The sequence below is a fragment of the Allobosea sp. TND4EK4 genome (assembly GCF_900156025.1).
Taxonomy (GTDB): Bacteria; Pseudomonadota; Alphaproteobacteria; order Rhizobiales; family Beijerinckiaceae; genus Allobosea.
In genome coordinates, this window is the sequence record NZ_FTMO01000004.1 from 93,357 (window position 1) to 106,806 (window position 13,450).

A 13,450-nucleotide genomic window follows, 5' to 3' on the forward strand; every position below is an offset into this window, starting at 1 on the left:
CATGGCCGCATCATTCGAGCGGCGTCACCGGCGGGATGACGACATCGGGCTTCGGCTGCGCGGAGCCGCTATCCTGGCCCTGCACGGGCGGCATTGCGGGGGCGGCTGGCGAAGCGGGCGCGGGTATGGCCGCCGTCGCCTGCGGCGGCTTGACGTCCGGCACGGCGCGGGGGCGCGGCCATTCGGGCGCGCGGACGTCGTCAGGATTGACCAGTTTGGGCTGTGACGCTCCGCTCTGCGGGTTCGGTGCAGCGGTGGCGCCTTCGGCCGGTTTGACCGGTGCTGGAGGTGCGGCGACCGTAGCCGGCGCGCTGGCCTCGACGGGCGGGGCGACCGGCTTGTCGGGCGCGGGCTTCTCCGGGCTCGCCGGGGGCGCGGCCGCCGGCGCGCTTGCCTGCGGCTTCAGCTCGGCCGGCCGCTCAGGTGGTTTTGGCGCTGTGCGCGGGCGAGGCTGCTCGCGCGGATCGGTACGCGCGACCTCGGAGTTCGGCTTTGCGGACAGGGCCTGGCGCCGGACGAGACTGCCGGCATAGGCGTCCAGCACCAGGCGCTGGCGGCGGCCATCGGCGCTGGACCCGTCGACAACATAGGCGTCGGCGCTGCGGACCAGCCGTTCGATCCGGACGATGCCATAGCGCTCGAAGGCGATGCGTCCGATCGCATCGGGCGTGACGGCCGCCGGCGCGCGTCGCCGGGGGGCGGGGCGATAGAATTCGTCGTCCTCGTATCGGTAGCCATCATCATAGCCGCCATAGCGCGGGCCGTAGCCATAGATCGCGGCGGGCGGGGAGGGAGCGTCCTCGTAATAATAGTACTGCGCGGCGGCGCCGCCTGCTGAGCCGGCGAGCGCGCCGGCCGCGGCGAGGCCGATCATGCCCATGCGCCATGCAGCCGTCGAACGATATGCCATGCCAATGTTCCTCGACGCGATTGTTAACGCGGTGTCGCTGAACCGGGCATTGTCTTAGGGAATGAGGCGGGCATGCGGCTGAATTCGGGGCGAAACCGGCCCGATCTCAGTTGAAATGGGCCGTGAGCCGCTCGACCTCCGCCGGATCGGTCGCAAAAGACATGACGAAGCGGGCGACGATCTCGCCAGCCCGCAAGGCATTGCCCGGCGCCAGCGAGCGGGATGACCAGGCATGGTAGCGGACGCCGGCCGCCTTCAGCGCGGCATCCAGTTCGGCCGGCAGGAGGATGAAGACCTCGTTGGCCTGCGCCGGCCAGGCGAGGCGGGCCTTGCCGCCGGCTTCAACCGCCTGCGCCAGCCGGGTTGCCTGCGCGTTGGCGTGGCGTGCGAGGTCGAGCCAATGGTCGTTCGCCAGGAGGCCTTCGAACTGCGCGCCGAGGAAGCGCCCCTTCGACAAGGTCTGTCCGGCGCGCTTGCGGCGCCATTTCATCTCGTCGGCCCGGGCCGGGTCGAAGAAGACCACGGCCTCGGCCGCCCAGGCCCCGTTCTTGGTGCCGCCGAAGGAGAGCACGTCGATGCCGGCCTTCCAGGTGATCTCGGCCGGCGTGCAGCCGAGCGAAACCAGCGCGTTGGCGAAGCGGGCGCCGTCCATGTGGAAGGTCAGGCGGCTGGCGGCGCTCGCCTCGCGCAGCGCGGCCACCTCAGCCGGGGTGTAGATCGTGCCGCATTCGGTCGCCTGGGTGATCGAGAGCGCCTGAGCCTGGACATTGTGGACGTTGCCCTGCGGGAGATGGTGGAGCGCCTGCGTCACGGCCTCGGGGCTGAGCTTGGCGCCGGGGCCGGGCAGGTCGACCAGCTTGGCACCGTCGCTGAAGAATTCCGGCGCGCCGCATTCGTCCTCGACGATGTGGCTCACCTCATGGGTGATGACCGCGCCCCAGGGCCGGACGACGCTGGCGAGCGCCAGGGCATTGGCCGCCGTGCCGGTGGTGACGAGGAAGGCTGCGACCTCGTGCTCGAAGATCGCGGAAAGCCGCTCCTCGACGCGCTTCGTCCAGTCGTCGGCGCCATAGCCGGCGGCGGGGCCGTCATTGGCGGCAGCGAGCGCGGCCATGACACGGGGGCTGGCGCCGGCGGCGTTGTCGCTGATGAAGTTCATGGGAGAAGGGTTAGATACTCGCCGGGACCGTGCCAAGCCGGGCGCCCGGAAGGTGCGGCCTGCGCGGCACGCAAGGGGGCTGCCGCGTCATCCCCGCAAAACAAGAAGCGTGCTGCCTGAGTCGGGGTTTCTTTCCGGAAATGTCCATGCGAATCGTCATATCGCAACAAAATTTCGTTTTCGGCCGAAATCGGCGCTTGTGCCCAGATTGGAATTCTGGCAAATTCATCCCGATAGGACAGTGTTGCTGTCCCATTTTTCATCGCGCCGACCGAATACCCTCCCAGGTTCCGGTCGCGCCGTCGCAACGGAGGCGAGCATGACGAAGGGCCAGGCCAAAGACGCCAAAGCCGATCGTATGCGCGCCGTCCGTAAAACGACGGCCTGAAGACAGGCGCGACCGGGCCAAGCAAGCCCGAAGCGCCTGCGGAGGACGCGGGCGCGGGGATGACCTGAGCAAGCAAGCCTCTGACCAGAGCCTCGGATCGATCCGGGGCTCCACAGCAAGATCGACCGCCGCGACCGCGCCCCTGGGCCGGGCGGCGATCGAGGCGGCTGATCCGCCTTGGCCTCCACCCCTCGCGTCCGGAGCGTTCCGGGCGGGGCTGGCCGCGGCGGCGATGAGAACGATCGAGGTTTTGTCTGCCAGCCGGCATCGCCGGCGGGGTCCGGCGAGCGGGGTTTGACGATGAGCGCGACCAGCCAATCGATGGGTGCGGAAGAAGCAGGGCGTTTCCCGGCGGTGCGCGATCCGGCGCTGCCGATGCGCCAGGGCCTCTACGATCCGCGCCACGAGAAGGACTCGTGCGGCGTCGGCTTCGTCGCCGACATGAAGAACCGCAAGAGCCACGGTCTGGTCGAGCAGGGCCTGCAAATCCTGCGCAATCTCGACCATCGCGGTGCCGTCGGCGCCGACCCCAAGCTCGGCGACGGCTGCGGCATCCTCACCCAGATCCCGCATCGCTTCTTCAAGGAGGAGTGCGCAGCGCTCGGTATCTCGCTGCCGGAGCCGGGATTCTACGCCATCGGCCAGTTCTTCATGCCGCAGGACGCCGGCAGCCGGGCGATGTGCGAGGAGATCATCGCGCAGACCGTGGAGGAGGAGGGGCTCGACTTCCTCGGCTGGCGCGACGTGCCGGTGGACAATGCCGATCTCGGCAAGGCGGTGCTGGAGACCGAGCCGGTGCATCGCCAGCTTTTCGTCGGCCGGCCTGCCGACATCACGGATGAGGACGAATTCGAGCGGCAGGTCTATGTCCTGCGCAAGTCGGTCTCGAACAAGGTCTACAAGCACCAGGAGCGCAAGACGGCGGAATACTACCCCGTCTCGATGTCCTGCCGCACCATCGTCTACAAGGGCATGGTGCTGGTGAACCAGCTCGGAACCTATTTCAAGGATCTGCAGGACGAGCGGTTCGAGAGCGCGCTGGCGCTGGTGCACCAGCGCTTCGCCACCAACACCTTCCCGTCCTGGCGCCTCGCCCATCCCTATCGCATGGTCGCGCATAACGGCGAGATCAACACGCTGCGCGGCAACGTCAACTGGATGGCGGCGCGGCAGGCTTCCGTCGATTCCGAGCTGTTCGGCTCCGACATCTCGAAGCTCTGGCCGATCTCCTATGAGGGCCAGTCCGACACCGCCTGCTTCGACAACGCGCTCGAATTCCTGGTGCAGGGCGGCTACTCGCTGACCCACGCCATGATGATGCTCGTGCCGGAAGCGTGGAACGGCAACCCGCTGATGAACGAGGAGCGGCGCGCCTTCTACGAATACCATGCCGCGCTGATGGAGCCCTGGGACGGGCCGGCCGCCATCGCCTTCACCGACGGGCGCCAGATCGGCGCGACGCTGGACCGCAACGGCCTCAGGCCCGCGCGCTATCTCGTCACCGATGACGGGCTCGTCGTCCTCGCCTCGGAATTCGGCGTGCTGCCGATCCCGGAGGAGAAGATCGTCGAGAAGTGGCGCCTGCAGCCCGGCAAGATGCTGCTGATCGACCTCGAACAGGGCCGCATCATCGGCGACGACGAGATCAAGACCTCGCTGTGCCTCGCCAACCCCTACAAGGACTGGCTGAAGCGCACCCAGATCGTGCTGGAGGACCTGCCGCCGGTCGAGGCGCGGGCCTCGCGCACCGACGTGCCGCTGCTCGATCGCCAGCAGGCCTTCGGATACACCACCGAGGATGTCCGCCTGCTCATGGCGCCGATGGCGGTGACCGGGCAGGAGGCTGTCGGCTCGATGGGCACCGACACGCCGATCTCGCCGCTCTCGCTCAAGTCGAAGCTTCTCTACACCTATTTCAAGCAGAACTTCGCGCAGGTGACCAACCCGCCGATCGACCCGATCCGCGAGGAGCTGGTGATGAGCCTGCTCTCCTTCATCGGGCCACGGCCGAACATCCTCGATCTGGAGGGCACCTCGCGGCGCAAGCGCCTGGAGGTCCGCACGCCGATCCTGACCAATGACGATCTCGAGAAGATCCGCTGCATCGGCCATTACGAGGATCGCTTCGACACCAAGACGATCGACTTCACCTATCCGGCGCGCGAGGGCGCGGCGGGGATGGAAGGCGCGCTGGAACGGCTCTGCGAGCGCGCCGAGGCGGCGGTCCATGGCGGCTACAACATCATCATCCTGTCCGACCGGCAGGTCGGGGCGGACCGCATCCCGATCCCGGCCCTGCTGGCGACGGCGGCCGTGCACCATCATCTCATCCGGAAGGGCCTGCGGACCTCGGCGGGCCTCGTGGTCGAGACCGGCGAGCCGCGCGAGATCCATCATTTCTGCTGCCTCGCCGGCTATGGCGCCGAGGCGATCAACCCCTATCTGGCCTTCGACACCCTGCTCGACCAGCATGCGCAGGGCGCCTTCCCCGAGGAGGTCGATGCCGGCGAGGTGGTCAAGCGCTACATCAAGTCCGTCGGCAAGGGCGTGCTGAAGGTCATGTCCAAGATGGGCATCTCGACCTACCAGTCCTATTGCGGCGCGCAGATCTTCGACGCCGTCGGCCTCAAGACCGCCTTCGTCGACAAGTTCTTCTTCGGCACCGGCACAGCCATCGAGGGCGTCGGCCTGGAGGAGATCGCCGAGGAGAGCCTGCGCCGACACCGCGACGCCTTCGGCGACTCGCCGATCTATCGCGACAGCCTCGATATCGGCGGCGAGTACATGTATCGCATCCGCGGCGAGGACCATGTCTGGAAGCCGGATGTCGTCGCCTCGCTGCAGCATGCGGTGCGCCTCAACGCCCAGGATCGCTACGAGGACTTCGCCCGCCAGGTGAATGACGACGCCGAGCGGCTGAGCACCATCCGCGGCCTGTTCAAGGTCAAGATGGCGGCGGATGACGGGCGCCAGCCGGTGCCGCTGGAGAGCGTCGAGCCGGCCTCCGAGATCGTGAAGCGCTTCGCGACGGGCGCGATGTCCTTCGGCTCGATCTCGCGCGAGGCGCATGAGACGCTGGCGCTGGCGATGAACCAGATCGGCGGCAAGTCCAACACCGGCGAGGGCGGCGAGGAATCGATCCGCTTCAAGCCGATGGCGGATGGCCGCTCCAAGCGCTCGGCGATCAAGCAGATCGCCTCCGGCCGCTTCGGCGTGACGACGGAGTATCTCGTCAACTCCGACGTGATGCAGATCAAGGTGGCGCAGGGCGCCAAGCCCGGCGAGGGCGGCCAGCTGCCCGGCCACAAGGTCGACGCCAAGATCGCCCGGACGCGCCATTCGACGCCGGGCGTGGGCCTCATCTCGCCGCCGCCGCATCACGACATCTATTCGATCGAGGATCTGGCGCAGCTCATCTTCGACCTGAAGAACGTCAACCCGGCGGCCGATGTCTCGGTCAAGCTCGTCTCCGAGATCGGGGTCGGCACGGTCGCGGCGGGCGTCGCCAAGTCGCGCGCCGACCACATCACCATCTCCGGTTTCGAGGGCGGCACGGGCGCGAGCCCCCTGACCTCGCTGAAGCATGCCGGCTCGCCCTGGGAGATCGGGCTCGCCGAGACGCAGCAGACGCTGGTGCTGAACCAGCTGCGCGGGCGCGTGGCGCTGCAGGTCGATGGCGGCCTGCGCACCGGGCGCGACGTCATCATCGGCGCGCTGCTGGGCGCCGATGAATTCGGCTTCTCGACCGCGCCGCTGATCGCGGCCGGCTGCATCATGATGCGCAAGTGCCACCTCAACACCTGCCCGGTCGGCGTCGCGACGCAGGACCCGGTGCTGCGCAAGCGCTTCAAGGGCCTGCCCGAGCATATCGTGAACTACTTCTTCTTCGTGGCCGAGGATGTCCGCCGGCTGATGGCGGCGATGGGCTTCACCAGGATCGAGGAGCTCGTCGGCCGTACGGACCTGCTCGACAAGCGCGAGGCGATCGACCACTGGAAGGCGAAGGGGCTCGATTTCTCCAGGCTCTTCCACAAGGTCGAGCTGCCGGGCGTGGCGATCCGCCATGTCGAGCGGCAGAAGCACCCGATCGACGACGTGCTGGACCGCAGGCTGATCGCGGCGGCGCAGGGCGCTGTCGAGACCGGCACGCCGGTCACGATCGAGGAGACGATCTGCAATGTCGACCGCTCGACCGGCGCGATGCTGTCGGGCGTCGTCGCCAAGGCATACGGCCATGCCGGCCTGCCGGACGACACCATCACGGTGAAGCTGAAGGGCACCTCCGGTCAGAGCTTCGCCTGCTTCCTGGCGGCCGGCGTGACTGTGGAGCTGACCGGCCAGGCCAACGACTATGTCGGCAAGGGCCTCTCGGGCGGCAAGCTGATCGTGAAGCCCGATCCGGCCTCGAAGGCGTCGCCGGAGCGCTCGATCATCGTCGGCAACACGGTGCTCTACGGCGCGATCTCGGGCGAGGCCTATTTCCGGGGCGTCGCGGGCGAGCGCTTTGCGGTGCGCAACTCCGGCGCCATCGCGGTGGTGGAAGGCACGGGCGACCATGGCTGCGAGTACATGACCGGCGGCGTCGTCGCGGTCATCGGCCAGACGGGGCGCAACTTCGCGGCCGGCATGTCGGGCGGCATCGCCTATGTGCTGGACGAGGACGGCACCTTCAAGTCGCGCTGCAACCTCTCCATGGTCGATCTGGAACCGGTCGAGGAGGAGGAGGAATTGATGGAGCGCCTGCACCATCACGGCGGCGATCTCGAAACCAAGGGCCGGATCGACATGACCAACATGTCCGGCCATGACGACGAGCGCCTGATGCAGATGCTGACCAACCATTTCACCTATACCGGCTCGGCGAAGGCGCGCGCGATCCTCGACAACTGGGCCGACTACCGGACCAGGTTCGTCAAGGTGATGCCGGTCGAATACCGCCGCGCGCTGCGCGAGATGGAGCAGGCCCGCAGCTTGCAGGCCGCCGAGTAAGGCGACGCCACCGCCGGGGCCCGCTGGCCCCGGTCATGCGATCAGGACAGGCTCCCCGCCGCGGCGGGGCACCCCGGGCCTCAATCCGGGCAGGACGGCGAGAGACAGGGCATGGGCAAGGTCACGGGCTTCCTCGAATACGACCGGCAGGAGCAGAAGTATCAGCTCGCCGGCGACCGCATCCGCCATTTCCGGGAGTTCACGCTCCCGCTGGAGGAGCGCGACGTCAAGAAGCAGGCGGCGCGCTGCATGGATTGCGGCATTCCGTTCTGCCACGGGCCGACCGGCTGCCCGGTGCACAACCAGATCCCGGACTGGAACGAGCTGGTCTATTCCGGCGGCTGGGAGGATGCGCTGCGCAACCTCCACTCCACCAACAACTTCCCGGAGTTCACCGGCCGCATCTGCCCCGCGCCCTGCGAGGAGGCCTGCACGCTGAACCTCGAGAACATGCCGGTCACGATCAAGACGATCGAGCAGGCCATCGCCGACAAGGGCTGGCAGGAGGGCTGGATCGCGCCGGAAATCCCGGCCAGGCGCACCGGCAAGCGCATCGCCATCGTCGGCTCCGGCCCCGCCGGAATGGCGGCGGCGCAGCAGCTCGCCCGTGTCGGGCACGATGTCCATGTCTATGAGCGCGAGGCCAAGGCCGGCGGCCTGCTGCGCTACGGCATTCCCGACTTCAAGATGGAAAAGAAGCACATCGACCGCCGCGTGAAGCAGATGGAGGCCGAGGGCGTCACCTTCCACTACAGGCAGAACATCGGCGTCACCGTGCCCTTCGCCCAGCTAGCCGCCGAGCACGACGCCGTGCTGATGACGGGCGGCGCCGAAATGCCGCGCGATCCCGGCCTGCCGGACACCAATCTCGCCGGCGTGCACTACGCGATGCCGTACCTCACCCAGCAGAACAAGCGCGTCGGCGGCGAGGACGTCTCGCATGAGGCGCCGATCCTGGCCGCCGGCAAGCATGTCGTGGTGGTGGGCGGCGGCGATACCGCGTCCGACTGCGTCGGCACGGCCTTCCGCCAGGGGGCGCTCTCGGTGACGCAGCTCGACATCCGGCCGATGCCGCCGCAGATCGAGGACAAGCTGACGGTCTGGCCCTATTGGCCGACGAAGTTCCGCACCTCTTCCTCGCAGGCGGAGGGCGCCGAGCGCGAGTTCCAGGCGGCGACCCTGGGGCTGGAAGGCCGCAACGGCCGGCTGACCGGCGTGAAATGCGCCCGCGTGGACGAGAAGCGCAAGCCCATTCCCGGCAGCGAGTTCGTGCTGCAGGCCGATCTGTGCTTCCTCGCCATCGGCTTCGCCGGCTCGGTCGCCGAGGGCATGCTGACCCAGGCCGGCGTGGCGATGGACAAGCGCGCCAATGTCGTGGCCGACGATCGCGGCTACAGGACCAGCGTCGACAAGGTCTATGTCGCCGGCGACATGCGCCGCGGCCAGTCCCTCGTCGTCTGGGCGATCCGCGAGGGCCGCCAGGCCGCGCATGCGATCGACAAGGACCTGATGGGCGCGACGATCCTGCCGGTGTGAGGCCGTCGCGGCCGCGTCATGGCCGCGTCATGGCCGCGCTTGACCCGGCCGTCTCTGGGCCGACGCGCTCTGTCGTGAGTTTGCGGTCAGCGCCGCCAGCGCACATCGTCCAGCCGTCCCGGAACCGGCTCGGGGACGAGGCCCTGTCCGAAGACCCGTTCCAGCCGGAGCGCGGCTTCTCCGGTGCCGCGGGCTTCGCTTGTCGAAGCGAGAAGCGGCTGCTCGCCTGTCGGCATCATCCCGGTGAGCGGCTGGATCGGCCCCGCGAGGGGGCGGGCGCGCAGCGCGTCGGCAAGGCCGAGGACCGGCAGCCCCGCGACCATCTGGTCGATCAGCCGCTCGACGCCGCCGGGCTTCAGTTCAGGCGCGGTCGGCGCGCCGGTGTCCGGTGCGGTGGGCAAGGCCACGACACTGGCCTGCGGCGCCGCCTCGATCATGCGGCGGATGACGAGATCGACGAAATGCGCTGCCTTGCGGGCGCCCGCGCGGGTGAAATGAACGCCGTCGCCCAGCCGCAGCCGCGTCGTCTGGCCTGAGACGTCGGGGCCGGACGCCGTATAGCGGTTCTCGGCATCGACGAAGGCGCCCCAGAGATCGACATAGGTGCCCCCGGCCTTCTCGACGCGCTCGCGGTAGAGCTCGTTCAGCGTCACCAGATCGGTCGAGAGGCGGGCGTTCTGGACCGGGGGCACGCCGACCCAGATCAGGGGAATCCGCTTGTCGGCGAAAGCCCTGGCGATGCCGTCGACGCGCTCGCGATAAAGCTCGAGCCAGCGCGGGCTCAGCGGCTCGAGAGCCGTCTCGCCGTCCCGCAGCGCCTGGCGGTCGTTGAGACCGATCATCATCACCGCGATGCCGATCTTCTGGTCGCTCGCCAGCAGCTCGGCGACGGCCTTCGGCCAGTCGTGGAAATCGGACCGCACCAGCCCGGAATCCGCGCGCGTGCGCGCGACGACCTCGACATCCGGCCTGTCGTTCAGAGCGTCGTCCAGCCCCTCGGCGAGCAGGTTGGCAAGGGAATCGCCCAGCACGACGATGTGATGGGCGACATCGACCTTGGGGATGACGGGGTCGTCGCGGACCACGACCGGCGCTGTCCGGCGCTTCACCGCAGGGGCGGCCCGCTGGCGCGGCTGGACCTGTGGCCTGGGGGGCTGGGTGGGCAGTTGCCAGAACAACTGGAACAGGTTGCGTTGCTGCGGAGGCTGCTGGGCGAGGGATTCCGGCCCGCCGATCAGCAGCAGCAGGCAGATGGCAGCGAGGGTCGTCAGTAGCGAGCGCAGGCGCATCAGCCGTCCCTTCCGGCGGTCCCGGAGAGCACCATCATAGGCCGAAGGGCTTGGTGAGTCAGCGGCCGCCGCGCATGCGCGAGAGGAGCGCCGGCGTCGGGTAGCCGTCCGCGACCTCGCCGACGCTGATCTGATAGCGGCGCACCGCCTCGCGCGTCCCGGTGCCGATGCGCCCATCGGCATCGTGGTCGTAGAGTCCAAGCGACTTCAGGCGGCGCTGCAGATCCTTGGTGCCGGCCATGTCGAGCCGGGCGGCCTTCACCGGCCAGTCCGCCTGGATCGCCGAGCGGCCCATGATGCGGTCGCCGAGATGGCCGACCGCCAGTGCATAGGCGTCGGAGGAATTGTATTTCTTGATGACGCCGAAGTTCGCCGTCAGCAGGAGCACGGGCCCGGTATGGCCGGCGGGATAGAACAGGCGCCCTTCGCCGGAGGAGGGCAGGGGGCGGCCGTCGGCGCGGGTGACGCCGGCACTGCGGAAGGAGGCGAAGCTGCCCTTGTCGAGCCGATGGTCGAAACGCTCCGGCAGCGCGACCTCCATCCCCCAGGGCAGGCCCGGCACCCAGCCGAAGCTCTTGAGGTAGTTCGCCGTGGAGGCGATCGCGTCGCTCGACGAGGTCCAGATGTCGGCATGGCCGTTACCGGTCCAGTCGACGGCATATTTCAGGTAGCTCGACGGCATGAACTGGGTGTGGCCCATCGCGCCGGCCCAGGAGCCGCGCAGCTCGTCGCGGCCGGCATAGCCCTTCTCGATCAGCTCCAGCGCGACCAGCAGCTCGTCGCGGAAGAAGTCGCCGCGGTAGCGGATCGAGGCGAGCGTCGCCAGCGAGCGGATGACGTCCTTGTTGCCCTTGAAGGAGCCGTAATTGGTTTCCATGCCCCAGACGCCGAGCACGACCTCCTTCGGCACGCCGTAGCGCGCCTCGACCTGGGCGAGGACGGCGGCGTTCTCGGCCGCGACAGCCTGGCCGCGCGCGACGCGACCGCCGCCGACGGCGTTGGTCAGGTAGTTCCAGATCGGGGCGCTGAACTCGGACTGCTTCTTCGTCAGCGCGACGATGGAGGGGTCCGGCGTCACGCCGCGAAAGGCGAGGTCGAAGGTCTGGCGCGAGATGCCGCGGGCTTGAGCCTGCGGCCAGAGCCGCTGCAGGAAGATCTCGAAGCCGGCGCTGGCGGGCGTGGCGGCCTGGACGCCGTTGGGATTGCGCGAGACGGAAATCGAGCCGGTGACCTGCGCGAAGACCGGCGTCAGGCTCAGCAGGGCCGAAGCGGCGATGACGGTCAGGCGCATGGGGGCTCCCGGCTGCGAGAGGAATGAAACCATCTCCAAAGCGCCTGAACAAGATTAATCAGCGGTTAATCGGCTCCCAAGACGCCCCTGCCGCGACGATTTGACAAGCCGCGGGGATTGTCCGACTCTTGACGCATGCACAGCGCCTTCAGCTTCCAGCACGGCCGCCTTCGGCCGGGGATCCTTATCGCGGGCTCGTAGCCCCGGGCCTGTCGCGCGTCGCGCCTCCGGTCCGGGGGCGCGTTTTTCCGAGATTTCCAGGCATCGCGGCGCGCCGAACAGCGTGCCGGCGCTGCGCCATTTTCCAAGGATAGACCCATGACTGCCAAGAACCGGGCGCCCGCGCGCCCCGCCATCACCGTGACGGCCGCCGACCACGCCATGCTCAGCCGCATCGCGGCCGGCGCCGTCAACACCATGCCCGAGCTCGCCGAAGAGCTGACCCGCGAGCTCGACCGGGCGCGCATCCTGCCGGAGGGGCGCGTCTCGGCGGAGCATGCCCGCATCGGCAGCCTGATCCGCTACCGCGACGAAAGCACCGGCCGCGAGACCAGCGTGACGCTGGTCTGGCCGCAGGACGCCGATATCGAGAAGGGCCGCATCTCGGTGATGACGCCGGTCGGCGTGGCTCTGCTCGGCATGGCGGCCGGCCGTTCCATCGACTGGACGACACGCAGCGGGGAGGTCCGCCGCCTCACCGTGGCCGCCGTCGGCGAGCCGGTGCAGGACGTCGCAGCGGCGTGAGGAGAGGTCGCTCAGGCCAAGGCGTTCAAGCCGAAGCGTTCAAGCCGAAGCGTTCCTGGTCCTGAGCTTGTCCTCCCAGGCCAGCGCCTGGCCGACGATCTCCTCGAGGTCGTCATGCTCGGGCGACCAGCCGAGTTCGGCGCGGATGCGGTCGGCCCGGGCGATCAGGGAGCCCGGATCGCCCGCCCGCCGCTCGGCCATCGTCACCGGGAAATCGACCCCGGAGACCTTCTTCACCACATCGACGACCTGCCGGACCGAATAGCCGCGGCCATAGCCACAGTTCAGCGTCAGGCTGGCTCCCCCGCCGCGCAGATGGTCGAGCGCGGCGAGATGGGCGCGGGCCAGGTCGGTGACGTGGATGTAGTCGCGCACGCAGGTGCCATCGGGCGTGGCATAGTCGCTGCCGAAGATCGTCAGCCCCTCGCGCTGGCCGAGCGCGGCCTGACTCGCGACCTTGATCAGATGCGTCGCGTTCGGGGAAGACTGGCCCGAGCGGCCGCGCGGGTCCGCCCCGGCGACGTTGAAGTAGCGCAGCGCGACATAGGAAAAGCCGTGTGCCTTCGCCGCGTCCTGCAGCATCCATTCGCTCATCAGCTTGGAGCGGCCGTAGGGGTTGATCGGATCGAGCGCGATCTCCTCCGGGACGGGCGAGACGGCAGGCTCGCCATAGACCGCCGCGGTGGAGGAAAAGATGACGTGCTTCACGCCGCAGCGCACGGCGCTTTCCAGCAGCGCGCGCGTCTTCACCGTGTTGTTGTAATAATAGCCGAGAGGGTCGCTGACCGATTCAGGGACCACGATGCGCGCCGCGAAATGGGCGATCTCGCTCACCCCGTGCTCGGCTATGACGGACTCGACCAGTTGCTGGTCGCCGACATCGCCCTGCACGAAGACCGCCTCCGGCGGCACCGCCCACCAGAACCCGGTGGAGAGGTTGTCGAGCACGACGACCTTTTCACCGCGGTCGAGCAGCTCCAGCACCATATGGCTGCCGATATAGCCCGCGCCGCCCGAAACCAGCACTGCCATCCGCATCGTCCCCCATCCGCACCGGCCGGGAACCCGCCTTAACGAAAAAGCGTTGACGGGTTCTCAAGCCCTTTCTCCTATAGAGCACCATCGCCCGCTTCCGAAAGGAGAG

General features: G+C 68.5%; 8 protein-coding genes. 3 read left to right on the plus strand and 5 right to left on the minus strand.

The window, feature by feature from the left end; all coding sequences use genetic code 11:
* Window positions 1-10 precede the first annotated feature (10 nt).
* Both BW981_RS09755 and BW981_RS09760 read right to left on the minus strand, forming a co-directional pair.
* Window positions 11-910 carry a hypothetical protein gene (locus BW981_RS09755; RefSeq protein ID WP_076438568.1) on the minus strand — a complete coding sequence of 300 codons (900 nt, stop codon included), beginning with the start codon at window positions 908-910 and terminating at the stop codon, window positions 11-13.
* A gap of 106 nt (window positions 911-1,016) precedes the next feature.
* Window positions 1,017-2,069, minus strand: coding sequence for a threonine aldolase family protein (locus BW981_RS09760; RefSeq protein WP_076438570.1), 1,053 nt, complete (start codon window positions 2,067-2,069; stop codon window positions 1,017-1,019).
* 709 nt (window positions 2,070-2,778) lie between these two features.
* Between BW981_RS09760 and gltB the strand changes: the two genes are divergently transcribed.
* On the plus strand, window positions 2,779-7,446 hold the full coding sequence (gene gltB, locus BW981_RS09765; RefSeq protein WP_244560289.1) for a glutamate synthase large subunit: 4,668 nt from the start codon (window positions 2,779-2,781) through the stop codon (window positions 7,444-7,446).
* A gap of 111 nt (window positions 7,447-7,557) precedes the next feature.
* Window positions 7,558-8,982 carry a glutamate synthase subunit beta gene (locus BW981_RS09770; protein WP_076438574.1) on the plus strand — a complete coding sequence of 475 codons (1,425 nt, stop codon included), beginning with the start codon at window positions 7,558-7,560 and terminating at the stop codon, window positions 8,980-8,982.
* A gap of 86 nt (window positions 8,983-9,068) precedes the next feature.
* Here the strand turns inward: BW981_RS09770 and BW981_RS09775 are convergent, their stop codons facing one another.
* Both BW981_RS09775 and BW981_RS09780 read right to left on the minus strand, forming a co-directional pair.
* Window positions 9,069-10,271: an SGNH/GDSL hydrolase family protein gene (locus BW981_RS09775; RefSeq protein WP_076438576.1), complete on the minus strand. Its 1,203-nt coding sequence runs from the start codon at window positions 10,269-10,271 to the stop codon at window positions 9,069-9,071.
* Window positions 10,272-10,329: 58 nt separating this feature from the next.
* A complete protein-coding gene (locus tag BW981_RS09780) occupies window positions 10,330-11,562 on the minus strand; it encodes a lytic murein transglycosylase (RefSeq protein ID WP_076438578.1) in 1,233 nt (410 codons plus the stop codon).
* Between the two features lie 318 nt (window positions 11,563-11,880).
* On the opposite strand from BW981_RS09780, the gene rnk reads away from it, so the two are divergent.
* The gene (gene rnk / locus BW981_RS09785) at window positions 11,881-12,306 is read left to right on the plus strand and encodes a nucleoside diphosphate kinase regulator (RefSeq protein WP_076438580.1); all 426 of its coding nucleotides are present in this window, start codon (window positions 11,881-11,883) and stop codon (window positions 12,304-12,306) included.
* A 39-nt stretch (window positions 12,307-12,345) separates the two neighbouring features.
* Here rnk and galE read toward each other — a convergent pair whose 3' ends face one another.
* Complete coding sequence (gene galE / locus BW981_RS09790; protein ID WP_076438582.1) at window positions 12,346-13,338, minus strand: UDP-glucose 4-epimerase GalE; 993 nt, start codon at window positions 13,336-13,338, stop codon at window positions 12,346-12,348.
* Between the last annotated feature and the right edge of the window lie 112 nt (window positions 13,339-13,450).

What these genes read in the sequence shown, in the direction of transcription:
- BW981_RS09770 (WP_076438574.1), top strand. Translation starts at nt 7,558, where the DNA reads ATGGGCAAGGTCACGGGCTTCCTCGAATACGACCGGCAGGAGCAGAAG.
- BW981_RS09755 (WP_076438568.1), bottom strand. Translation starts at nt 910, where the DNA reads ATGGCATATCGTTCGACGGCTGCATGGCGCATGGGCATGATCGGCCTC.
- gltB (WP_244560289.1), top strand. Translation starts at nt 2,779, where the DNA reads ATGGGTGCGGAAGAAGCAGGGCGTTTCCCGGCGGTGCGCGATCCGGCG.
- BW981_RS09775 (WP_076438576.1), bottom strand. Translation starts at nt 10,271, where the DNA reads ATGCGCCTGCGCTCGCTACTGACGACCCTCGCTGCCATCTGCCTGCTG.
- BW981_RS09760 (WP_076438570.1), bottom strand. Translation starts at nt 2,069, where the DNA reads ATGAACTTCATCAGCGACAACGCCGCCGGCGCCAGCCCCCGTGTCATG.
- BW981_RS09780 (WP_076438578.1), bottom strand. Translation starts at nt 11,562, where the DNA reads ATGCGCCTGACCGTCATCGCCGCTTCGGCCCTGCTGAGCCTGACGCCG.
- galE (WP_076438582.1), bottom strand. Translation starts at nt 13,338, where the DNA reads ATGGCAGTGCTGGTTTCGGGCGGCGCGGGCTATATCGGCAGCCATATG.
- rnk (WP_076438580.1), top strand. Translation starts at nt 11,881, where the DNA reads ATGACTGCCAAGAACCGGGCGCCCGCGCGCCCCGCCATCACCGTGACG.